At 41.0% G+C, this 23,202-nt stretch carries 23 protein-coding genes and 2 riboswitches; of the genes, 16 read left to right on the forward strand and 7 right to left on the reverse strand.

The features are described 5' to 3' along the window. The first annotated feature begins 94 nt into the window (after positions 1–94). The 5 genes from htpX (at position 95) to MHH65_RS06390 (ending at position 3,438) form a co-directional block, all read left to right on the forward strand. Positions 95–994 (forward strand): protease HtpX, encoded by a 900-nt coding sequence (gene htpX, locus MHH65_RS06370; protein WP_065214289.1) that lies wholly within the window; start codon positions 95–97, stop codon positions 992–994. A gap of 144 nt (positions 995–1,138) precedes the next feature. Then, entirely contained in the window at positions 1,139–2,485 is a 1,347-nt protein-coding gene (locus tag MHH65_RS06375; RefSeq protein ID WP_080701186.1) for a TrkH family potassium uptake protein, read from the forward strand. A 97-nt stretch (positions 2,486–2,582) separates the two neighbouring features. Next, entirely contained in the window at positions 2,583–3,101 is a 519-nt protein-coding gene (locus MHH65_RS06380; RefSeq protein WP_046310749.1) for a YetF domain-containing protein, read from the forward strand. Positions 3,102–3,107: 6 nt separating this feature from the next. Continuing rightward, positions 3,108–3,272 carry a hypothetical protein gene (locus MHH65_RS06385; protein WP_087975542.1) on the forward strand — a complete coding sequence of 55 codons (165 nt, stop codon included), beginning with the start codon at positions 3,108–3,110 and terminating at the stop codon, positions 3,270–3,272. Then, positions 3,265–3,438 (forward strand): hypothetical protein, encoded by a 174-nt coding sequence (locus MHH65_RS06390; RefSeq protein WP_170825835.1) that lies wholly within the window; start codon positions 3,265–3,267, stop codon positions 3,436–3,438. The genes MHH65_RS06385 and MHH65_RS06390 overlap by 8 nt, the downstream gene beginning before the upstream one ends. Before the next feature lie 26 nt (positions 3,439–3,464). Here the strand turns inward: MHH65_RS06390 and MHH65_RS06395 are convergent, their stop codons facing one another. Further along, complete coding sequence (locus tag MHH65_RS06395; RefSeq protein ID WP_024426826.1) at positions 3,465–4,484, reverse strand: acyltransferase family protein; 1,020 nt, start codon at positions 4,482–4,484, stop codon at positions 3,465–3,467. A gap of 293 nt (positions 4,485–4,777) precedes the next feature. Here MHH65_RS06395 and MHH65_RS06400 point away from each other — a divergent pair, with 293 nt between their 5' ends. The 3 genes from MHH65_RS06400 (at position 4,778) to MHH65_RS06410 (ending at position 7,708) form a co-directional block, all read left to right on the forward strand. Beyond that, positions 4,778–6,988 (forward strand): PAS domain-containing sensor histidine kinase, encoded by a 2,211-nt coding sequence (locus MHH65_RS06400; RefSeq protein WP_034281528.1) that lies wholly within the window; start codon positions 4,778–4,780, stop codon positions 6,986–6,988. A gap of 1 nt (position 6,989) precedes the next feature. After that, on the forward strand, positions 6,990–7,481 hold the full coding sequence (locus tag MHH65_RS06405) for a methylated-DNA--[protein]-cysteine S-methyltransferase (protein ID WP_046310751.1): 492 nt from the start codon (positions 6,990–6,992) through the stop codon (positions 7,479–7,481). Between the two features lie 89 nt (positions 7,482–7,570). Then, entirely contained in the window at positions 7,571–7,708 is a 138-nt protein-coding gene (locus MHH65_RS06410) for a hypothetical protein (RefSeq protein ID WP_165585032.1), read from the forward strand. 24 nt (positions 7,709–7,732) lie between these two features. On the opposite strand, the gene mtnA is transcribed toward MHH65_RS06410, so the two are convergent. Continuing rightward, a complete protein-coding gene (mtnA, locus tag MHH65_RS06415; RefSeq protein WP_252050380.1) occupies positions 7,733–8,794 on the reverse strand; it encodes an S-methyl-5-thioribose-1-phosphate isomerase in 1,062 nt (353 codons plus the stop codon). Positions 8,795–8,800: 6 nt separating this feature from the next. Further along, positions 8,801–9,994, reverse strand: coding sequence for an S-methyl-5-thioribose kinase (mtnK, locus tag MHH65_RS06420; protein ID WP_061109968.1), 1,194 nt, complete (start codon positions 9,992–9,994; stop codon positions 8,801–8,803). Positions 9,995–10,073: 79 nt separating this feature from the next. Continuing rightward, positions 10,074–10,233, reverse strand: a riboswitch (SAM riboswitch). Between the two features lie 163 nt (positions 10,234–10,396). On the opposite strand from mtnK, the gene MHH65_RS06425 reads away from it, so the two are divergent. From MHH65_RS06425 to MHH65_RS06450, 6 genes are all read left to right on the forward strand, one after another. Beyond that, on the forward strand, positions 10,397–11,587 hold the full coding sequence (locus MHH65_RS06425; protein WP_176967484.1) for a pyridoxal phosphate-dependent aminotransferase: 1,191 nt from the start codon (positions 10,397–10,399) through the stop codon (positions 11,585–11,587). Positions 11,588–11,631: 44 nt separating this feature from the next. Continuing rightward, a riboswitch (SAM riboswitch) is annotated at positions 11,632–11,733 on the forward strand. A 72-nt stretch (positions 11,734–11,805) separates the two neighbouring features. Further along, the gene (mtnW, locus tag MHH65_RS06430; protein ID WP_176967483.1) at positions 11,806–13,056 is read left to right on the forward strand and encodes a 2,3-diketo-5-methylthiopentyl-1-phosphate enolase; all 1,251 of its coding nucleotides are present in this window, start codon (positions 11,806–11,808) and stop codon (positions 13,054–13,056) included. Then, complete coding sequence (locus MHH65_RS06435) at positions 13,056–13,751, forward strand: 2-hydroxy-3-keto-5-methylthiopentenyl-1-phosphate phosphatase (protein ID WP_217008563.1); 696 nt, start codon at positions 13,056–13,058, stop codon at positions 13,749–13,751. The genes mtnW and MHH65_RS06435 overlap by 1 nt, the downstream gene beginning before the upstream one ends. After that, a complete protein-coding gene (locus MHH65_RS06440) occupies positions 13,715–14,353 on the forward strand; it encodes a methylthioribulose 1-phosphate dehydratase (RefSeq protein ID WP_268414095.1) in 639 nt (212 codons plus the stop codon). Before MHH65_RS06435 ends, MHH65_RS06440 begins: the two co-directional genes overlap by 37 nt. Positions 14,354–14,369: 16 nt before the next feature. After that, positions 14,370–14,900, forward strand: coding sequence for a cupin domain-containing protein (locus MHH65_RS06445; protein ID WP_268414094.1), 531 nt, complete (start codon positions 14,370–14,372; stop codon positions 14,898–14,900). 300 nt (positions 14,901–15,200) lie between these two features. Next, on the forward strand, positions 15,201–15,443 hold the full coding sequence (locus MHH65_RS06450) for an aspartyl-phosphate phosphatase Spo0E family protein (RefSeq protein ID WP_024424676.1): 243 nt from the start codon (positions 15,201–15,203) through the stop codon (positions 15,441–15,443). 46 nt (positions 15,444–15,489) lie between these two features. Here the strand turns inward: MHH65_RS06450 and MHH65_RS06455 are convergent, their stop codons facing one another. Next, a complete protein-coding gene (locus MHH65_RS06455) occupies positions 15,490–16,995 on the reverse strand; it encodes an ATP-binding protein (protein ID WP_034281538.1) in 1,506 nt (501 codons plus the stop codon). 204 nt (positions 16,996–17,199) lie between these two features. On the opposite strand from MHH65_RS06455, the gene MHH65_RS06460 reads away from it, so the two are divergent. Further along, complete coding sequence (locus tag MHH65_RS06460) at positions 17,200–17,655, forward strand: MarR family transcriptional regulator (protein WP_034281539.1); 456 nt, start codon at positions 17,200–17,202, stop codon at positions 17,653–17,655. 193 nt (positions 17,656–17,848) lie between these two features. On the opposite strand, the gene motB is transcribed toward MHH65_RS06460, so the two are convergent. The 3 genes from motB to MHH65_RS06475 all read right to left on the reverse strand — a co-directional run bounded on the left by motB (position 17,849) and on the right by MHH65_RS06475 (position 21,886). Beyond that, positions 17,849–18,619: a flagellar motor protein MotB gene (gene motB / locus MHH65_RS06465; protein WP_034281540.1), complete on the reverse strand. Its 771-nt coding sequence runs from the start codon at positions 18,617–18,619 to the stop codon at positions 17,849–17,851. Next, the gene (gene motA, locus MHH65_RS06470; RefSeq protein WP_024424680.1) at positions 18,612–19,406 is read right to left on the reverse strand and encodes a flagellar motor stator protein MotA; all 795 of its coding nucleotides are present in this window, start codon (positions 19,404–19,406) and stop codon (positions 18,612–18,614) included. The genes motB and motA overlap by 8 nt, the downstream gene beginning before the upstream one ends. A 377-nt stretch (positions 19,407–19,783) precedes the next feature. Further along, positions 19,784–21,886, reverse strand: a complete 2,103-nt coding sequence (locus MHH65_RS06475) for an ATP-dependent Clp protease ATP-binding subunit (RefSeq protein ID WP_268414093.1) — start codon at positions 21,884–21,886, stop codon at positions 19,784–19,786. Positions 21,887–22,130: 244 nt separating this feature from the next. Between MHH65_RS06475 and MHH65_RS06480 the strand changes: the two genes are divergently transcribed. Beyond that, complete coding sequence (locus MHH65_RS06480; protein ID WP_034623360.1) at positions 22,131–23,174, forward strand: membrane protein; 1,044 nt, start codon at positions 22,131–22,133, stop codon at positions 23,172–23,174. The last annotated feature ends 28 nt before the right edge of the window (positions 23,175–23,202 follow it).

Consider the following 23,202-nt stretch of genomic DNA (forward strand, 5'->3'; position numbering starts at 1 on the left):
AAAGTGATTCCTTTTTCCTTGCAATTTGAGACGTTTATTTTTATAATTTTATTAATAAGTTCATTTGAACTTAATATGACAGCGGAGGTTATGTATGGGTAAGAGAATATTTCTGTTTATATTAACGAACATTCTTGTTATCACTACGATTGGTATTGTACTGTCGGTTATTAGTGCAGCAACTGGTGTTGGTTCTTATATAGGAGCAGACGGTGGAATTAATTTTGTTGCACTGCTTGTATTCAGTGCAGTTGTTGGTTTTGTTGGCTCGTTTATGTCACTTGCAATGTCTCGCTGGATGGCAAAAATGATGATGGGTGTACGTGTGTTGAATCCAGAAAAGGATTCATTAACATATGATGAGCAGCAGCTTGTTGACCGCGTGCACAGACTATCAAGAGCAGCAGGCCTTTCTAAAATGCCTGAGGTTGGTATTTATCAATCATCTGAAGTAAATGCTTTTGCAACAGGTCCTTCTAAGAGAAGATCACTTGTTGCGGTATCAACTGGATTGCTTCAGGAAATGGATGATGCAGCAGTTGAAGGTGTAATCGCCCACGAAGTCGCTCACGTTGCAAATGGTGACATGGTGACGATGACGCTGCTTCAAGGAATCGTCAACACGTTTGTTGTGTTCCTTTCAAGAATTGCGGCATGGATCGCTAGCCGTTTTGTTTCACGAGAAGAGCTTGTGCCGATTGTTCATTTTATCGCTGTGATTGTTTTCCAAATCATTTTCTCTATCCTAGGAAGCCTTGTCGTGTTTGCATATTCTAGACACCGTGAATTCCATGCAGACCGCGGCGGAGCCGACCTTGCAGGTAAAGATAAAATGATTCATGCGCTTCGTTCACTTGAGGCGTACACGTCAAGAATCAAAGATGATGATCAAACAGCAGTCGCTACACTTAAAATCAGCGGTAAACGAAAAGCTTCTCTTTTCTCAACACACCCTGATTTAAACGAAAGAATCAGAAGACTAGAAGCAAAATAAGAAAGAGGAAAAAGACATTCTTTTACAGGATGTCTTTTCTTTTTGATGAAAAAGAAAATAAAGCATAAAATAGCTTTAAAATCATGTCTCTTTTCATTAAAATGATAAAGGTATTCGAAAAGATAGATAAAAGAAGGAATGACAATGAATCCTATAAAAAAGCTAATTGACCGGCTGTCAGCTTTTCAGTTGATTGCCCTTTATTATTTTCTTGCTGTGACCGTGTCGTTTATTCTTCTCAGCCTGCCAGTGGCTCATCAAGAGGGAGTCAAATGGACATTCATTGATGCCTTGTTTACAGCGGTGAGTGCTGTAAGTGTTACAGGACTGACTGTTGTCGACACCTCACAAACATTTAGTGTGGCAGGGATGTGGATCCTTGCATTTGTTCTGCAAATCGGAGGCATCGGCATTATGACGCTCGGTACTTTCGTATGGCTAGTTATGCGAAAAAGAATTGGAATTAAAGAAAGAAAGCTTATCATGGCAGATCAAAACCAAAGCAATTTATCTGGAATTGTGAAACTAATGAAGCAGGTCTTATATTTAATTTTGCTGATTGAGTTTGTCGGCGGGCTGATTTTAAGCATGTATTTTCTCAAGTATTACGATGTGCAAGGCGCTTTCTTACATGGCTTCTTCTCAAGTATTAGTGCGACAACCAATGGGGGCTTCGATATTACAGGGAGTTCTCTTATTCCTTACAAAGATGATTATTTCGTCCAGTTTATTACGATGCTGCTGATCATCTTTGGAGCGATTGGTTTTCCTGTGCTCGTGGAAGTGAAGGATTATTTGTTCAATCAGGACCGAAAGCACGCATCATTCTCATTGTTTACAAAAATCACAACGCTCACGTTCGGCGGCCTTGTCGTTGTTGGAGCGATTGGAATATATGCACTTGAAGCCGGGTTTAGCTTTGTAGGGAAAAGCTGGCACGAAATCTTGTTTTATTCTTTGTTTCAATCGACTGCAACAAGAAGCGGGGGGCTGACAACGTTAGATATTACGCAGCTGACGGAACCGACGCTTTTATTTTTATGTATGCTCATGTTTATCGGGGCTTCCCCAAGCTCTGTGGGGGGCGGCATTCGGACAACTACGTTTGCTCTTAATTTACTTGCCTTGTTTCATTTTGCTAGGGGAAATAAATCCATCAAAATCTTCAAGAGAGAGCTTCATCAAGCGGATATTAATAAATCTCTTATGGTAACCATGATGGCCTTTATTTTGGTCTTTGGCGCTACGTTCCTGTTATCCTTAACAGAGCATAATACACTTCTTGAAAATTTATTTGAAGTCTGCTCTGCTTTCGGAACAACGGGGCTGTCGCTTGGGATCACCTCAGATCTCACTGTGTTTGGTAAATGTATCATCATGGTTGTCATGTTTATTGGCCGGATCGGCATTCCAAGCTTTTTATATTTAATAGGCCGAAGAGAAAGCGAAGCAAATTATCATTATCCGAAAGAGCGCGTCATTATTGGCTAAACAGCATTCAATTCGAATGCTGTTTTTTTATTTCCATTATCTAACTGGCTAAATCACATGGGATGTTCGCAATCTATAGGTAAGAGGTGAACGAGACGTGCTGGATGTGTTATGGAAAGCAATTGTCATGCTGCTAGTTGGTACCTTGCTGCTGAGAATAGCAGGGCCTAAATCGATTAGTCAATTAACTGTACAACAAACAGTCATCATGATTTCAATCGGATCGATTATTATCCAACCCTTTATTGAGCATAATTTACTTGAAACCATTTATGCAGCTACCATCTTTATTGTGGCACTTGTCATTATGGAGAAGCTGTCGATTCAATCGGATTTTTTTGAAAAATTGCTTTCAGGCAAATCGGTCGTGATTTTACAGGATGGCCAAATGCTTGATCATAAGCTGAAGAAAACAAGGCTCACAAGGGACGAATTTAAAATGCGTTTAAAGCAGCAAGGCATCACTGACATCAGCTGTCTCAAAAAAGCCACGCTAGAAGCCAATGGGCAAATTGGCTATGAGTTAAAACCTGAGGAAAAGCCAGTGACGGTCAAGCAAATGAAAGAACTCCTTGACCAATTAAGAGAAGAACTAAACCTGTCAAAAAAGGACTGAATTCAGATGAAAAGAAAAGCAGCGAAAAATGAAGCATTAACAAATAATATGACGCCGACAGAAAGTATGGCACATGATCAAGGACAAACTCAATTTGACGAACAATCAAGAGATCGTCAGGCAAACCGAAATTCTCATAAAGGGAAACAAGGGGGAGCATCTCGTGACTAAGAAGCATATGAAGAGCAAAGAGATGAAGGACCATAAAAAGCCAATGGACCCAGATATTTTAGAAGAGGAATTTGGCAGTGAGCTTGGAGATATTAACAGCAGCAAATGGATTGATACGTTGGTAAAGCCAAAGAAAGATGATGCATGTCAGCAGAATAAGAAATAGAAAAAACGATCCATGAAGGATCGTTTTTATTTGATATAACTGCCTTGCCTGCCGGTGATCGTTCGCATGAGATGGGTCATTTTGAGCTCGATCACTGGCTGTGCAACGGTTTTGACAAAAGTGCTAGACAGGGTAAAGGTTAACAGAATGGTCAGCAGCAATAAAATGAGTACACTTGCTGCATTTAGCGCCCAGTCATCAAACCAAGTGGTTCTTAGCAGCTTGATCACAAAGCCGTGTAATAAATAAACATATAACGTTCTTGTTCCCCATTTTGTAAAGAAGAAACGGCGTGTTGGAACTAATGCAAAGAAGCTGAAAGTAGCGCCAAATGCAAGCAAATACCATGCCATTCGTTTCATCGCCGCAATCATTCCTTCATCCCCAAGAGAAGCATACGACTTTGAGCCAAATAAGAAGGAATAATCAAATTCATAGAAGTAGCAAAACAGGAACACAGCCATTAATACAAAAAGTGCTGCCAGCTTTCCTTTGCTTGTACGGATGAATTCAAAATGCTGCTTTTTTAAATAGAATCCAGCTAAAAACATAGGCAAAAAGACAAACGTACGTGATAAGCTGAGTGTATCGCTGATGCTGTCCACATAACCGACGAGTAAAGCAATCGATAAACTGACGATCATCGCCCAGTGAAACGGCAGTTTTGAAAAAGGAATGAGCAGCAAATTCCAAAAGAATAAACTAATTAAAAACCATAAGGACCATTGTGGATCAATTGGATTTAAATTGGCCATGCTTTGATCCTGCAAGAGATAATAGTAAACCGAATAGATCACCTGAAAGATTAAATATGGGATGATCAGCTTAACGGCGACTTTTTTCATAAAGCCCGGTTTTCTAAACCCTTTTGCAAAAAAGCCAGAAACTAAAATAAAGGCGGGCATGTGAAAGGTATAAATAAACTTGTATAAATAGAGCATCCAGTCATTATCATGAATGAATGATCGTAACAAATGACCAAAAACAACTAGAAAAATCAGAAGGAATTTCGCATTATCAAAATAACTATCTCGTGAAGATGCCATAACATCACCTTTCCTGCTCGATTTCAAACATAAATATTCTAAGTGCACTGTTCCCTTATTTGCCTCATTCTAAAATACATTTTCGCTCAATTCGCTATTTGATGTGAAATTGTAGAATGGTTGTAAAAGAAGCGTAAGAAAAGTGAACCGTTATACAATCCTGTCATCCAAATGAAATAAATGAGACAGTCTTCGTGTAAAAAGTTATCTTTTTTTATGAGTCGAATGAAGGAACAATGAAAATATTGTAGAAATATTGTAGAGGAATGAGGCTGGAAAAGGAGTGTAAGAGAATGACTGAAACGCTCGATGGCAATAGGTTAACCCCTGCGGGAGATATCAGAAAATTAGAAAAAGAGAACGAATATTTGCGAACTGAGTTAATGCAACAAAAAATGCTATTAAATAAGACGCTAGATGCCATTTTTATATTTGATCAGCACCTCAACATCATCCAAGCCAACGAAGCAACATGCAGGCTTGTCCAGACACCGAAAGAAGACCTCCTCAATAAATCCGTTCTAGATTTCCTATACGGCATCCCGAAAGATAAAATTGAATGTTCACTCGATCTATTTTTTCGAAAAGGTACGTTAAAAAGAGAGATCTCCATTCAGCTGGAAAATGGTGAGACAAAATACATTGAATTTGTCGCAGAGCACGATACCATGAGTCAGCAATATATTGTGGTCATGCGAGATATTTCTTCAAAGAAAATATTAGAACGAGAACGCTCCATGAATGAGCAGCTGTTCAAAGATTTGTTTGACCGAGCCATTGACGGGATGGTCATTTTTGATCAGGATGGCTGCATGATTGATGCGAATCATTCTTTTTGTCAGAGCTTTGAGCTGCAAAAGACTGATTTAACCGATCGCTATTTACATGAATTTGTCGAAGAAGAAAATCTTCCCGCCTTGCAGCATCTTTTAACGTCACTTAAAGAAACAGGGAAAGCAAAAGGGGAGCTTCCTGTTACCCTTCAATCTGGCCAGCAAAAATTATTTGAACTCACCATTACATCAAATGTGATGAGTGGTTTTTATATGTCCATCATGCGGGATATTACAGAAAAAAGACTGATGGAAGAGAAGCTGTTAAAAAGTGAAGAACGCTTTAGAGAAATTTTTGAAAATGCAATGGATGCCATCATCATATGGGCGGACGATGGAGAGATTGTGAAAGCCAATGAATCAGCCTGCCGAATTTTTGAATTACCGATGCACTCGCTGATTGGCAAAAAACTCACCGACTTTCTCGTCAAATCTGATAAGAGATATAGACCAACAAGAAGACGCTATATCCGGAATGATGAAATAAGGGAAGAGCTGTTGTTCAAAATGGCTAATGGACAGTATAAAGAGCTTGAGTTTACTTCAAAGCATGCGGTATTAGAAGGACAGCACTTAACCATTTTACGTAATGTAAGTGATCGAAAAAGAATGGAGCAGGAGCTGCGCGAAAGTGAGCTCAAATTCCGTAAAGTCTTTAATGGCTCAATGGACGGCATTGTTCTTTTTGATAATCAATACCGAATCATTGAAGTCAATCCATCTGCCAGCGAGCTGCTTCAATTGAAGGACGATCATTTAACAGAAATGAATCTTTTCCACATCCTTGCTCCTTATCAAATAGAAAATTTGGCTCAGCCCGCCGAGGCGATGTCATTAGATGAAATGGATAATGAGGTTCCGTTTGTACTGAACCATCCAGATCAGCGTATCCTGGAATTCTCTTTTAAACGCAACATTATCCATAATATGAATTTGGCGATCTTTAGAGATGTGACAGAGCGGAAGGAATTAGAAGAGCGGGTGAGAAAATCAGATACCCTTCATGTGGTCGGAGAGCTTGCCGCTGGAATTGCTCATGAAATTAGAAACCCGATGACAGCATTAAAAGGCTTCATTCAGCTGTTAAAAGGAAATATAGAAGGGGAATATTCGCTCTATTTTAATGTCATCACATCAGAGCTGAAAAGGATTGAATCCATCATCACCGAATTTTTGATTTTAGCGAAACCGCAAGCCATTGTATATGAAGAAAAAAATGTGGTGCAAATTGTGAAAGACACGATGGATCTTCTGCACGCACAGGCGAATCTTGGCAATGTTCAAATGCATCTCAATGTGCTGGATGAGATTCCGCTCATTTATTGTGAACAAAACCAATTAAAGCAGGTCTTTATTAACATTTTAAAAAATGCAATTGAAGTCATGCCGCGCAAAGGAAATGTCTATGTGAGCATTCAGCGGAAGGGCGAGGAGCATATTGTCATTTCACTGCGTGATGAAGGCTGCGGAATGGCAGAGGATAAGCTAAAGCGTCTAGGCGAGCCTTTTTATACAACGAAAGAAAGAGGAACTGGACTTGGCTTAATGGTTAGTTATAAAATTATTGAAGAGCATCAAGGAACCATTGAGGTAGAAAGTGAGGAAGGCGTAGGAACCGTCTTCCATCTCACGCTGCCACTTAGGCAGCAGAAACAAGAAGGAGAGCAGTAACGTGTATTATACCGTCTATCACGCACCCATCGGGGAATTATACATACTAGAAAAGGACGGTGCCATCATCGAGGTGATGTTTGATGATGAACCGTTTTTAGCAAAAAAGCAGGCAGCGAATCTAAAGCAAGCAGATACGCCTGTCTTACAAGAAGCGAAAAAGCAGCTAGATGAATATTTCAAAGGTGAGCGGCAAGTATTCGATCTCCCGCTCAAGCAAACTGGTTCTCCGTTCCAAGAGCAGGTGTGGGAAGCATTGTCGGCCATTCCATATGGTGAATCAAAAAGCTATGCAGACATTGCAGAAGCGATTGGCAATCCAAAGGCTGTAAGAGCCATCGGACAAGCTAACAGACGAAATGCATTACCTATTTTTATCCCGTGTCACAGGGTGATTGGAAAAGACCGGACTCTGACGGGCTATGCAGGATCGAAAACAGACATGAAAGCGGTCCTCCTTGAATTAGAAGGCATCCCATTTGTTCAAAAATAAATCGATTGACCTGTTCCGAATGTTTGTCAAGCGACATATCCTTTTATTAAGCTAAAAAAGTTGGTTGAGGGAAAAAGGAGGGCGCTGGCATGTTTTGGGGCAAAAAAGGCAAAATGTATGCCGTGACGTCACTATGTGTCAAAATGAACGTTTTGACAGAAGAACAAAAAAAAGAAATCTTAACAAAAACGAATCAAGAACCAAAAAAGCGCGGTGCTCTTAAATGACAAGAACACGGCGCTTTTTTGCGATTATTGAGAGATGCTTTCGGCGAAAAGAGCATCAATCTCTTCTGCATAGTTCGATGTGATAATTCCCTTTTCTGTAATGATGCCTGAAATAAGATGATGAGGAGTGACATCAAAGGCGGGATTGAATACCTGAACATCAGGCGGTGCAATGGGGACGCCGTTTAATTCCTTTACTTCCAGCGGGTCGCGCTCTTCAATTGGAATATCTGACCCGTCGCGGGTGGATACATCAAAGGTTGAAAGCGGTGCTGCTACAAAAAACGGAATGTTAAAATGCTTGGCTAGAACGGCAAGACCTAACGTTCCAATCTTATTCGCTGTATCTCCATTACGGGCGATACGGTCAGCACCAACAATGACAGCAGAAATTTGCTTTTCCTTCATCGTATGGGCTGCCATGTTATCTGTAATGAGCGTCACATCCACGCCGCCTTGCATAAGCTCCCATGTTGTCAGACGAGCACCTTGAAGAACAGGGCGTGTTTCACATGCATAAATGTGAAGATCAAGATTTTTCTTTTTGGCTAAATAAAAGGGAGCAAGGGCTGTTCCGTACCGGCTCGTTGCGATGGAGCCTGCATTACAAATGGTCATGATACGGTCACCTGATTTAAAGAGCTGAAGAGCATTTTGACCGATTTGTCTGCATGTTTCTTCATCTTCAATTTGAATTTGAATGGCTTCATGGACAAGGTCGGTTTTGGCTGCATTCACTGATGCTGCACGCTGAATGCGCTGCAGCAGCCGGTCTAATGCCCAGGCGAGGTTCACAGCGGTTGGACGAGCACTGTTTAAATATTCTTTGATTCGAATGACTTCTTGTTTAAAAACATCCAATTCTTCTGTTTCAATTGCTTGTGCACTAAGCGCCAGCCCAAAAGCTGCTGTAATGCCAATCGCAGGCGCTCCGCGTACTTTTAATGACACAATCGCATCATACACATCTTCTTTCGTATATAAATGCTCAAATACGGTTTCGGTTGGTAATTTTTGCTGATTTAAAATGTGAATACGGTTTTCTTCCCATTCGACAGAACGGGGGACTTCAAATTCTTTTGACAAAACCCGTCACTCCTTTACAGATGGCTGGAATAATGCGACGAGGTCAGACGCTGTTTCCACTGCATGATATTGTTTGATAAATGTTTTTCCAAGTGTCAGTGCTGCTTTTTTCTGCTGAATCCGTCTAGTTGGTGATGGAATTGCATCAAGGTCAGCGGCATGAGCAAGACCAATTGTTCGGCGGACAAGCTCACAGCCGGCAAAGCCTGTCGCTTCTTGTAAGATCCGGTCAAAGGTTGTTTCTAAAAAGCTGTCCGATACACTAAACGCTTCAATGCTGTCCTCTTTCCAAGCTTTTGTGAACACTTCTTTGAAGGTTGCCCATACATTGACGACATGGTTAAAAAGGTGCTGCTGCTCGTGTTCATTCTCGCGAGATAAAGCATTCAGGAACAGATTGGCGATAAAGTGGCCGATATCGAATCCGAAGGGACCGTAAAACGCGAATTCTGGATCAATGATTTTCGTTTCAGTTTCATTTGCAAAAATACTGCCTGTATGAAGATCTCCATGAACCAATGTTTCAGCTGATGTCAGGAAGATACGCTTTAATTCTGCTGCCCTAGCTTGCACTTCAAGATCTGCCCAAAGCGCTTCTGCTGATTCTCTTAATTCTTCTTCGAAGTCATTTGTTTCACTATCGAAGAAAGGGTCTGTGAAGACGAGTTTTTCTGTAATATCACACAGGTCAGGGTTCGTAAATTGCTTCACAAATTGTTTTTTGATTTTAGGATTTGTAGCAAAGTCAGATGTGTAAAAAAGTGTTTTTCCTAAAAATTCTCCAACATGATCAGATAAATGCGGGTATTGTTTTCCGGCAATTAGCCCTTTTCTGACGATTTCTAAGTGGGAGAGATCCTCCATGGCTGTCACTGCAAGAGCTGTATCTGAATAATAGACTGCTGGTACGAGGTGAGGCGCATATTCTGACTGCTTGATCAGGGCGGCACTTTCAATTCTTGCCCGGTCTAATGTAAGCGGCCAGCTCTCCCCTACCACCTTTGCATAAGGCAGCGCCTGCTTGATGATCAATCCTTTTTCTTGTTTGTGATCATAAATATGAAAGACGTAATTTAAATTCCCGTCCCCGATTTCAGTACATGTCAAATGACTGCTTTCTTGGATCAAGCCAAGTCTAATTGCGAGTGCAACTGCCGAGCTTTCTGTTAGTTCTTCATATGATGCCGTAAGTGTAACCAATTGCTTCCCCTCCAAATCATATAAAAAAGCCTCTTTCTCCTGAGAGAAAGAGGCTTGATGGTGTGTATGCCCAAAGCCTCTCTTATCTCTCAGCACATACGTCTGATGGAATTAGCACCGTGCCCTATAAGACAATTGTCTTGGCGCTTTATTTGCTGCGCCCCACTTCACAGTGGTATTAACGGTCGGTTGCTGTTGGGGTCAAAAGGCCAAATCCCTCGCCCAACTCTCGATAAGAGAAATCAATATGTAATTGTTTCGTGTCTGATTGCATTTCTTAATTCAAGATATTATCAGAGCTGCGCTTTACATGTCAATCTTTTTTCAAAATTGCTTTACAATTCATAAAACAATCCATTACAGTGATTGTATTGTCACGTAACTTGAATAGAAGGTGAAGAAATGGAATTCCAGCAATCAGATGTGTTGAAACAATTACCGAAACAATTTTTTGCGTCCCTTGTCCAAAAGGTGCAGAAAAAAGTACGGGAAGGGGCAGATATCATTAATTTGGGGCAGGGAAATCCTGATCAGCCAACTCCTCCGCACATTGTAAAAGCCATGCAGGAAGCGGTAGCAAAACCTGAAAATCATCAATACTCCTCATTCCGTGGAACAGCGAAATTAAAAAAGGCTGCTGCCGCTTTTTATGAAAGAGAATATGGGGTCGCACTTGATCCAAAAACGGAAATTGCGATTTTATTTGGCGGGAAAGCAGGGCTTGTTGAGCTGCCGCAATGTCTGCTGAATCCGGGTGATACGCTTCTTGTCCCTGATCCTGGTTATCCTGATTATTGGTCAGGCGCTGTGCTTGCTGGAGCGCATATGGTAACCATGCCACTTCTTGAAAAAAATGATTTTTTACCTGACTACGATTTGCTGCCTGAAGATGATAAGAAAAAGGCAAAATTAATGTATTTAAATTACCCCAACAATCCGACGGGTGCTACGGCAAGCCGTGCATTTTTTGAAGAAACCGTTACGTTTGCGAAAGATCACGAGCTATGTGTTGTCCATGATTTTGCATATGGCGGCATTGGATTTGATGGAGAAAAGCCGCTCAGCTTTCTGCAAGTAGAGGGAGCGAAAGAGACGGGAATAGAAATTTACACATTATCTAAAACGTACAATATGGCAGGGTGGAGAGTAGGATTTGCAGCCGGAAATTCATCTGTTATTGAAGCAATTGAGCTTTATCAGGATCATCTGTTTGTCTCGCTGTTTAAAGCCACTCAAGATGCAGCAGCGGAAGCGCTGTTAAGCGATCAAACGTGCGTGCAGGTGCAAAATGATCGATATGAGAAAAGGCGGAATGTGTGGATGGCTGCCTGCAAAGAAATTGGCTGGGAAGTCAGTGCACCAAAGGGTTCATTTTTTGCTTGGTTAAAGGTGCCGGAAGGATATACATCTGAAGCCTTTTCTGACTTATTATTAGAGAAGGCACATGTTGTTGTTGCGCCAGGTAATGGCTTTGGTGCTCACGGTGAAGGGTACGTGCGAGTAGGGCTTCTAACAAGTGAGGAGCGGTTACAAGAAGCCGCTCAGCGTATCGCTGCTTTGAAGCTGTTTGAAAAAAAGCCATTGACAACATAAAAAAATGGTGCGATAATTCAGGCAATATTTAAGAAAATTGAATATTCTTATCAAGAGTAGGCAGAGGGACTAGCCCAATGAAGCCCGGCAACCGACTTCCATGAAGCACGGTGCTAATTCTTGCAGCAAGCGCTGAGAGATAAGATTCGGATGAATGACACGAAACAACCTCTTTAAGGCGCTCATGAAGCACTTGAAGAGGTTTTTTTATTGAACATATGCATGACGCAATCGAAAGGGGATTCCTAGTGAGTGAATTACTGGCAACATACGTATTAACACATCGAGAGGATGAACAAATAAATCGAAAAGCAGAGCAGATCGCGCTTGGTTTAACAGTTGGATCATGGACGGATTTGCCGCAGCTCAAAAAGGAGCAGGTTCAAAAGCATAAAGGCCGAGTTGAAAAAGTATTAGAAAAGGCTGTTCCAGCCGAAAATGGCCTTTATCAATCAGAGGTGACCATTGCTTATCCTGAGGCAAACTTTTCAGCTGATTTACCAGCTGTTTTCACGACCATTTTTGGAAAGCTTTCACTAGACGGAAAAGTGAAGCTAGTCGATATCCAATTTTCTGAAGAATTTAAAAAAAGCCTGCCAGGACCTGTATTTGGAATTGATGGCATACGAAAAAAGGTAAATGTGTTTGACCGTCCATTATTGATGAGTATTTTTAAAGGCGTCATCGGCCGTGATATGCAGGATTTAAAAGAGCAGCTCCGTTTACAGGCATTGGGCGGGGTTGACTTCATCAAAGACGATGAAATTTTATTTGAAAGTCCATTAGCTCCTTTTGAAGAGCGAATCAAAGAAGGAAAAGCGATTTTAAAAGAAACCTATGAAGAAACAGGACACCGCACACTGTATGCTGTCAATTTAACGGGCAGAACCTTTGACCTGAAGGATCGAGCGAGAAAGGCCGCTGAACTTGGGGCAGATGCGCTCTTATTCAATGTCTTTGCATACGGCCTTGATGTCATGCAAAGCCTAGCTGAGGACCCAGACATTCCACTGCCGATTATGGCGCATCCCGCTGTGAGTGGTGCTTTGACATCCTCTCCTGAATATGGATTCTCGCATTCTCTTCTTTTAGGCAAATTAAATCGATATGCTGGCGCTGATTTGAGCCTCTTTCCCTCACCTTATGGATCGGTTGCACTTCCGAAAAAAGATGCCATTGGAATCTATGAAGCTTGCGTGAAAGAGGATACGGTTCAAAAAACATTCCCTGTCCCGTCAGCAGGCATTCATCCAGGAATGGTTCCAGTATTGATCAAAGATTTTGGAATTGATCATGTGATAAATGCAGGTGGAGGCATTCACGGACATCCGGGGGGAGCCATTGGCGGAGGGAAGGCATTTCGTTCGATCATTGATGCAGTGATTCACGAAGAGTCCATCCGAGATAAGGCGGCTTCCTGCCAAGACTTAAAAGCGGCACTTGATCTTTGGGGAAGGGTAGCAGAATAATGAAAAAACCAATTGTATGCTGTGATTTTGATGGAACAATTACAAAAAATGATAATATCATCCGCATCATGAAACAGTTTGCACCAAGTGAATGGACGAAGCTGAAGGATGGTGTCCTGTCAAAGGAAATCACCATTCAAGAAGGCGTCGGGCAGATGTTTCAATTACTGAAAAGTGATCAGAAGGATGCCATTCAATCATTTATTTTAGAGGATACAGAGATTCGAGAAGGATTTAAGCAATTTGTCGATGAGGTAAAAAAAGCAGATATTCCTTTCTATGTACTTAGCGGGGGGATGGACTTTTTTGTCTACCCCATCCTCGAAGGCATTGTCGATCGAGACGATATTTATTGCAACCATGCATCATTTGTGGAAGACCATATTCAGATTGAATGGCCGCATGCCTGCGATACGCAATGTCAAAATGGCTGCGGATGCTGCAAGCCCTCAATCATTCGAAAGCTGGCTCATGAGGATGACTTCATCATCATGATCGGAGATTCAGTGACTGATGTGGAGGCGGCGAAGCATGCGGATATTACGTTTGCGCGCGACTACTTGCTCAATGAATGTCAAGAGCTCGGGCTCGTACACAAGGAATATGACACATTTATTGATCTACAAGCGCAATTTGTTCAAATAAAGGAAGTGAAGGAATGGCAGACGCAAAGAGCAAACGCTGGCAGGAGCTAGCAGACGTTAAACGTGAACTGGCCCAAAGAGACTGGTTTTTCGGAACAAGTGGTAATTTATCGATCAAGGTGTCGGATGATCCAATCATGTTTTTGGTGACGGCAAGCGGCAAAGATAAACGAAAAGAAACAAACGAAGATTTTGTGCTAGTAAATGCGGCAGGCCAGCCCCATGATCCTAACGAGCCGCTTAGACCATCAGCTGAAACACTGCTTCACACGTACGTATATGAACGGACGAAAGCAGGCTGCTGCCTCCATGTCCATACAATCGATAATAATGTGATGTCAGAGCTGTATGGGGATAAGGGAGAGATTCGTTTTAAAGGCAACGAAATCATCAAAGCGCTTGGTTATTGGGAAGAGGATGCAGAAGTGTCGATTCCGATTATTGAAAATCCAGCTCATATTCCGCAGCTTGCAGAGCAATTTGCCAAACATCTGACACTAGAGGCGTCATCTGGTGCTGTACTCATTCGCAATCATGGTATTACAGTCTGGGGAAAAACAGCCTTTGAAGCAAAACGAGTATTAGAAGCATATGAATTTTTATTTAGCTATCACTTAAAATTAGCGCTTTATCAACAGCAGCTTGTAAGATAAAAAGGAGGAAAAACACATGGCGACGATTTTGATTCATAATGAAGAGAACACATTACTTGAAAGCGAGCAAGAGGTAGCATCATATTTGGAAAACCAAGGGGTCATTTATGAGCATTGGGATATTGAAAAGCTGCCAAACCGTTTATCAGAAAAGTATGATTTAACCGATGAGGAAAAGGGAGAGATTTTGACTGTTTTCCAAAAGGAAATCCAAAGTATTTCTGAAAAAAGAGGGTACAAAGCGCAGGATGTCATTTCATTATCTGATGCCACGCCAAATCTTGATGAGCTGCTCCAAAACTTTAAACGTGAGCATCACCATACAGATGACGAAGTACGCTTTATTGTGAGCGGGCACGGAATCTTTGCTATTCAAGGCAAGGATGGCGTCTTTTTTGATGTGAGATTGAATCCAGGTGATTTAATTTCTGTTCCGCCAAACATTCGTCATTACTTTACACTTCAAGAGGATCGCAAAGTGGTCGCAGTTCGCATATTTGTCACAACTGAGGGCTGGGTGCCGATTTACGAGGAAGAAACGGTTTAATGATAGAGCTGATCATTCCGCATGAGGCGGAAGATCAGCTTTTTTTTAGGAAATTAGACATAAAATGAGAAAGAAAATAGTTGATTTTGATCTTCTGCATAGGATAAAATTCTGTTTAATCAATGTGTCAGTCCTGTCCAAATTTGAAGTTTACCCCCAAATTTGATTGGGTAAAAGGTCTTTAGGCTGTAAAAAATTAAATAAAATAAGCATATTTAATTTAATTTACAAATAAAGTATAATTTTGGTGTCGGATCATTTTGAGCATAGACAGTCGAAATCATTGCGGGAGCTGAGATCATGAATATTTACGTAAGGAAAGAACAATTGCTGATGTCCATTGATGAGAAGAGAAAACAAATGGTAGAAGCTGCTCAAGTGGAAGGTTACACTGGTGAGAAGACAATTAAATATAGTCAAGAACTGGACAACCTGATGAATGAGTATCAGCATCTTCTTTTTCATGAGAAACAATCTGCCCCCTCATTTCATGATCTTGTGTCTCAAATGAGTCTTTTATCTGTGAACCGCCCCTCTTATTGACATGAAAAACCGGTCTTGCATAAGCAAAACCGGCTGACATCTTCAGTTATGCTGAGTGAGCAGAAGGAAGCATGATCATGACAGTCGTTCCTTTATTCACTTCGCTATGAATATCAATTGTTCCGCCATACATCGAAATGATTCGTTTACACACGACAAGCCCAAGACCTGTGCCTTTTTCCTTCGATGTAATAAAGGGGAGGAAGATGTGCTTTAACATCTCTTCCGGTATGCCTTCACCTGTATCCTCTACTTTAATGATGACATGTTCTTTTTCAGCTTCGATCACAATCTTCAAATGACCGCCGTTTGGCATCGCTTCTAAAGAGTTCTTTGCTACATTTAAAACAACTTGTTTAATATGATCCTTTGTGCAATACACGCCGACATCTTGAATCGTATTGATTTGCAAATCCACTTCGACATTATAAAGATTTGCCTCAGAGAATACGATCGGCATGATCTCACTTACAATTTCTTTTACAGAGTTATTCTGCCATTTTTCTGCCGTTGGTTTTCCTAATACAAGAAATTCACTGACGATTTGGTTGATCCGTTTAATTTCTTCCTCGATGACAGAAAAATAGAGCTGATCTTCTTCTGAATGATACTTCTTTTGCAATAGCTGGATAAATCCGCTAATCCCTGTTAATGGGTTGCGAATTTCGTGTGCTGTACTTGCTGCGAGTGTTCCGATCAATTCAAGCTTTTGCGCTTCATTTTGATGACGCTCCTGCTGAGTTTGCCGCCTTAACACGATATATTGGACGAGTGTGAATAAAATATTTAATAAAATAAACGCACTGGATAAAGGGATGAGCATCACAGACAGCACTTCACTTGTTGAAGCACGCTGCGGAAAAACCTCCAGCTTCCAGCTGTTTTCATCTAAATATGTAGACACGGTGCTGCCGCCCTCGGGTACTGGCTGTGGACCGCTTGTAAAGACGACATGTCCATTTTGATTCAGCATCTTAAAATGAAGATCAGGGTTCAATACATTCATAATATTTCTTAAATAGTCAATTTGAATGGCGGCAATCAGTACATTGGTGACCTCTTCGTTTTCATCGAGAACAGGCACACAAATGGAGAGAATCCGCTGTTTTGTAATTCGGCTCACATAGTTGTCTGTGATCACGGTCTGCTTGGTCACTTGAATGCGTTTAAAGTAATCTCTGAATGATAGGTTAATTTTTTCCTTTAACGGGGTGGTGCTTGCTGTTACATTTCCTTTTTTGTCTAGGAGATACAGACCTGAAAAACGAGGTTCTTGTTTATAGATTTTCTCTAGGATGTTTTGTACTTTTTTCGTCTCAAGCGGCTGGTCAAATCCCATGGCGAGGGAAGTTAATCTCGCTTCTGTTTCACTTATTAAATAATTCATTTGATTTTTGTGAATATTTAACATAAGTGTAGCGGTTTGTTTGTTCTTTAAATCGATTTTTTCAGTTTCTTTTTCGTAGATAAAATAACTAATGATTAGGGTTGGAAGCATGACCAAAATAAGGTAAAGCCTGATCTTCTTCCAAAACCCTTTCAGTATACTCATCATTCATCGCTCCAACGTATTACCTAATAGACTTATTATAGCATTGAACCTATCTTTATTACGATGACTTGTGTGATTTTTAAAAAATTAGGTGATTCGTTCTGGTCTCATTTTCGTGCTAAAGATGGATCAAAATGTTGACATTTTACTTATTGTTTATTAATGTCACATTAGTGGGTTGCATTTCATAAAGGATGATAAAAAATGGAAAATCATAATGTTGAAAAATCATTGAAACTATTTATTGTATTATCACGTGCCTATCGCTCAATTAATCATCACATGAACAAACATATTGTGAAGCACGGGCTGAATCCAACTGAATTTGCTGTGCTAGAATTGCTGTATCATAAAGGTGATCAGCCGCTTCAGCAAATCGGTGATAAGATTTTACTTGCAAGCGGCAGCATCACGTATGTGGTTGATAAATTGGAGAAGAAAGAACTCCTCAGCCGCAAGGCTTGTGCAGAAGACCGCAGGGTGACATTTGCGCATATTACCAAGCAGGGACGAGCTTTGCTTGATGACATCTTCCCAGATCATGCGAAAGAAATTCATGAGATGATCAGTGTCCTCAGCGAAGAAGAGAAAGATGCCTGCATCGATATGCTCAAACATGTAGGGCTGCGTGCAAAGCATTTATATGATCATCAAGAATAAATAAAAAGGAAGCCGCTGGCTTCCTTTTCAGCGCGCAGGCAATCCCTCGCATTCAGTTGTCTGTCCTGCGTGCCGGTGCTCATTCCTAGACTGCAAAGGTTTTCTATCACGCTGAAAAGAAGACAAAGGGCTAAAATAGAGATCATTTTAGCCCTTTGTCAACAATCTGTAAAGAAGCCGCTGGCTTCTTTTTTTATTTCGCTTTTTTCTCAATCGGTAAAATGAGTACTTCTACACGCCGGTTTTTACTTCTGCCTTCTGCTGTATCGTTTGAGGCAATCGGTTTGAATTCGCCGTATCCTTTTGTACTAAAGTTCTCTTGGTTTAGATTGCTGTTTTCAAGAAGAATATTTAAAAAGTTCACAGCGCGAATGGCGCTTAAATACCAGTTTGATTCAAATTCTGAATTTCTGATCGGTACATTATCTGTATGTCCGCTAATGACAATGTCACGAGCAGGATTAATGACGAGCAGTTTTGAGATTTCTTTTGCTAACGGGACATCCTGAGGGCGAATAACTGCCCGTCCAGAGTCAAAGAAGATACTGTCCTCAATCGTAATGAGAAGACCTTCATCCGTAAGCTTTGTTTCGAGCTTTGAACCAAGTTTTTTATTTGCAATGAATGAATCGACCTGCTTTTTGACCTTTGTGAGAACCGCTTGGTCCCTAGCCTTTGCTTTGGCTTCTTCATCTTTCTCTTCCTCGGCTGCTTTCTTGACTTGGTTGCTGTTTTCAGTTTCTTCCGTGCTTTGCATGCTGGATTGATCCATAACACCAGTACCGCCAGTAAAAACTACATTAAAAGACTTAGCCATCTGTTCATATTTTGCCGCATCAATTGAACTAGATGCAAAGAGCACAATGAAGAGGGCGAGAAGAAGCGTTAGTAGATCGGCATAAGGGATAAGCCAAGATTCATCTACATGGTCTTCATGATCATGGTTTTTACGTTTCCTAGCCATTTTGATTTTCTCCTTCTTCAATGACAAGATTTGCACGTTCTTTTGCTGGTAAGTACATAAGAAGTTTTTGTTCAATGACTTTTGGAGATTGACCTTCAAGAACAGAAAGAATACCTTCGATCATAATCAGACGAAGCTTTACTTCTTCCTTTGATTTACGCTTCAGTTTGTTGGCAAATGGATGCCATAACACATATCCGGTAAAAATCCCAAGCAGTGTGGCGACGAAGGCAGCACTGATCGCATGTCCAAGTGCTTCAATATCTCCCATGTTGGCAAGTGCGGCAATAAGTCCGACAACGGCGCCAAGTACCCCTAGCGTCGGAGCGTATGTACCAGCTTGTGTAAAGATTAATGCACCTGACTGATGTCGTTCAGACATGGCGTCAACTTCTTCTGTTAAGACGTCTCGAATAAATTCAGCACTTTGGCCGTCAACTGCCATGCTTAACCCGTTCTTTAGAAAATCATCATCGACTTCCTCAAGACTTGCTTCTAATGCCAAAAGACCTTCACGACGCGCAATTTGTGCCCAGTTTGAAAATAGAGGGATCATTTCTTGAATCGTTGGAAGCTGGCTGTCTTTGAAAATTTTGCCGAACAATTTTGGTGTTTTCTTAATTTCACTAGAAGGGAATGCGATGACAACAGCTGCAACCGTCCCAACAATGATGATTAATATAGCCGCCGGGTTGAGAAGAGCAGTTAGACTCACACCTTTCAAAACCATACCGACACCTAGTGCAATAAATGCTAAAATAATACCAATTAACGATGTTTTGTCCATTATCTCACCAAATCCTTTAACTATCTTTTTCTATAGTTAATATCGGTGTGTTCCAGAAGGGTTTTAGTCAGAATATAAAATTAAGACACTTTCTGTGAAGAATTTTTGATGAAAGCGCTTTCTATCTGCGTAAAAAGAAAACTCCCTCTCATATAAAGGGAGTCTCCATTTAATCGTTTTGAGCTGGTTCATCTAAATGAAGCAGCTCTTTTAATTTTTCTTCATACATGATTTTAACAAGATCGTAGCTCCAATTCATCATGTGATCCACCTCTTTTTCTTTTATCGTAAAGGAAAAGAGGCGGGGGAGCGTCGTCGTTCAGATGGAACTTAGACGCCGCAACATGATGGAGATGCATATCATCCTGAAGATGTAGTTATCCTTTTTTTACGACGATTTCGTCATGTTCAACATCCACAGTAAATCCAGAAAGCTGCTCCTCTTCAAGCAGGATCTCCGTCATTTGGTCTTCAACGTGCTCTTGGATGGTTCTTCGAAGTGGACGAGCACCAAATGCAGGGTGATATCCAAGCTCTGCGATTTTTTCTTTCGCTTCATTTGTGACATGGACTGTTAAATTCTGCTCTTTTAATTGCTCTGACAGCTCATTGAGCAGAAGATCAACAATCTTCACTAAATCATCTCTGTCTAATGATTCAAACTGAATGATGCTGTCAAAACGGTTCAAAAATTCTGGTTTGAAGTAGCTGCTTAGTGAATCAATGAGTGATTGTTCCTCAATCGCTTCTTCCTGATCAGACTGGAAGCCGACCTTGACCGTTTTATCTGCGCTGCCTGCGTTACTTGTCATGATGATGACTGTATCTTTAAAGCTGACCGTTCTGCCTTGGCTGTCTGTTAAGCGGCCATCTTCCATGATTTGCAGGAACATGTGCTGTACATCTGGGTGTGCTTTTTCGATTTCATCCAGCAAAATGATGCTGTATGGTTTTCTGCGCACTTTTTCAGTCAGCTGGCCAGCTTCATCATGTCCAACGTAACCAGGAGGAGAACCGATGAGTTTGGACACAGAGTGTTTTTCCATGTACTCACTCATATCTAAACGAATGATCGCATCTCTTGAACCGAATAATTCTTCAGCTAACGTTTTAGACAATTCGGTTTTCCCGACACCTGTTGGTCCAACGAAAAGGAAGGAGCCTGTTGGTCTATGTTTCGATTTTAAACCAGCTCTGCTTCTTTTCACGGCTTTCGCCACTTTATCAACCGCATGTTCCTGTCCAATCACTCGTGCTTTTAGACGGACGTCAATTTCTTTCATTTTGGTTTGTTCGTCTGCTTGGAGTTTCCCGACAGGAATGCCTGTTTTTTGTTCCACAATGGCCTGAATGTCCTCTGCTGTAACGATATGCTCTTTTTCAGTTATTTTGTTTTGAAGTCTTGCTTCAATGGCTTCTTCTTCATCGCGAAGCTTCGCTGCTTTTTCATATTGTTCTTCTTTTAGCGCAGCTTGTTTTTCTGCGGCAATTTGCGCTAGTCGGTTTGTCAGCTCATCTTCACTTGCTGCATCAATGGAGAGATTCGCTTTTGAACCAGCTTCATCCATTAAATCAATGGCTTTATCCGGCAAATGACGGTCTTGAATATACCGCGAAGATAATTGAACGCACGCTTTGATTGCTTCATCTGAATAGGAGACACCATGATAGGCCTCGTATTTATCTTGAATGCCTTTTAAGATGTCGATTGCTTCATCTTGTGTTGGCTCATCTACGATAACGGGCTGGAAGCGCCGTTCGAGTGCAGCATCTTTTTCAATTTGGCGATATTCTTTTAATGTCGTCGCACCTACTAGCTGCAGCTCGCCTCTTGCAAGGGCTGGTTTTAAAATGTTTCCAGCATCCATTGATCCTTCTGCAGATCCTGCGCCCACAAGAAGGTGGATTTCATCTACAAATAAGATGATATTTTTACGGCTTTGCAGTTCTTTGATTAACTGCTTCATTCTTTCCTCAAATTGACCGCGTACACCTGTGTTTGCGACAAGTGAGGAGACATCTAATAAATAGATTTGTTTGTTCTTTAATTTATTTGGCACATCGCCGCTCGCAATTTTGAGCGCGAGTCCTTCTGCGATCGCTGTTTTCCCAACACCTGGTTCACCAATAAGAACAGGGTTATTTTTATTTCTTCTATTTAAAATCTCAATGACTCTTGCGACTTCTTCGTCTCGGCCAATGACTGGATCAATTAAACCAGCATTTGCTCCATCTGTTAAGTTACGGCCAAGCTCATCGAGTAAGCCTTTTTGCTTTGGCTGCTCCATGTTTGGGGCATGACTTGCTGCCTGAGAGAAGAATGAACTTCCTCCAAAAAGCTGAGGTCCCATTTTCATTTTTGACTGCTCCATCAAAGAGGTATAGCAGTCTTCACATAAAACCATTTGGCTCCGGGACGAATTTACTTGCATATTCAGGCGAATAGTTGCTTCATTTACTTGACAATGTTGACAACGCATTTGCCATGACCTCCTTAAAATAAAGTTTGACTTTATTTGACCAATGAATGTTAAAGAAAATGGTCTATTGTTTGACCATCTTTGACTATAGTATACTCTGACCTATTTTGACTTTCAACTGTTTTGCTCAAAGGGGAATAAAAATCCTTTTTTGCATTTAATCATGGTTTGTCCTTCTTTTCAAGGAACTTGTCTCATAGGATAAAAAAGAGACAATCGAAAGTGATGGGTGCGGAGGGGTCACATGAAACGTTCAAATGAATCCGCTTTTCAGCTTGCCTTTGTTTATGTAGGAACAGTGGTTGGAGCTGGGTTTGCGACAGGGAAAGAAATCGTAGAATTTTTTGTTCGTTTTGGCTGGATTGGACTATTAGGAATCCTGATTAGCGGTGTTATTTTTACTGGCCTTGGGGCAAAAATGATGCTGATTTCGAAACGAATCGAAGCAGAATCTTATCAAGATATGAACCGTTTTTTATTTGGCGCAGCTGCGAGTCGATATATTAATATTGTCATGTTTTTTATTTTACTTGGTGTCACCTCAGTCATGATTTCAGGCGCAGGGGCTATTTTTGAAGAACAGCTTGGCATATCGAAGGAGTATGGGATCTTTTTGACGATCATTTTGAGCGTCATTGTACTCTTTAAAGGTTCAAAAGGGCTATTTGGAGTCAACGTCCTTGTCGTTCCAATGCTGATTTTCTTTTCAATGATCGTGTTTCTTGATTCATTTGTGTTTAGCAGCAGTGAAAGTTATGTTCTTGCGCTGCAAATGGGTGAGGGCGAGTGGATATTATCAGCAGTGTCATATGGTGCCTTTAATTTAGCACTGTCACAGGCAGTGTTAGTACCCGTCGCAAATGAAATGACCTCTGAAGCAGTCATTAAAAAGGGAGCGGTGCTTGGGGGCGTTATGCTGACACTCATTTTGCTTGCTTGCTTCTTATCTCTTTCTTCATTAGATATGCTGGAGGCGTTTGATATTCCAATGGCCCAGGTAGTGTATCAAGTCGCAAACTCGATTCATCTCATTTATTTATTTGTCATCTTCGGTGAAGTTTTTACATCCGTCATAGGCAATTTATACGGGCTGGAGAGACAAGTGAGGGCATATATCCGAATGAACAGCATCTTTACGATATCACTTATTCTCATATGCTGCTATGTGATTAGTAAAATTGGTTACGGTACACTGATTTCAACGGTTTATCCGGTTTTTGGCTATGTCAGCATCTTTTTTATCCTCTTTCTTTGTCTAAAAAAAGTGCCTGCCCCGCTAGATAAGTAAAGAAAGGATAGCCTGCATGAAAAATATG

The sequence above is a fragment of the Bacillus sp. FSL L8-0654 genome (assembly GCF_038629965.1).
GTDB lineage: Bacteria > Bacillota > Bacilli > Bacillales > Bacillaceae > Bacillus > Bacillus safensis.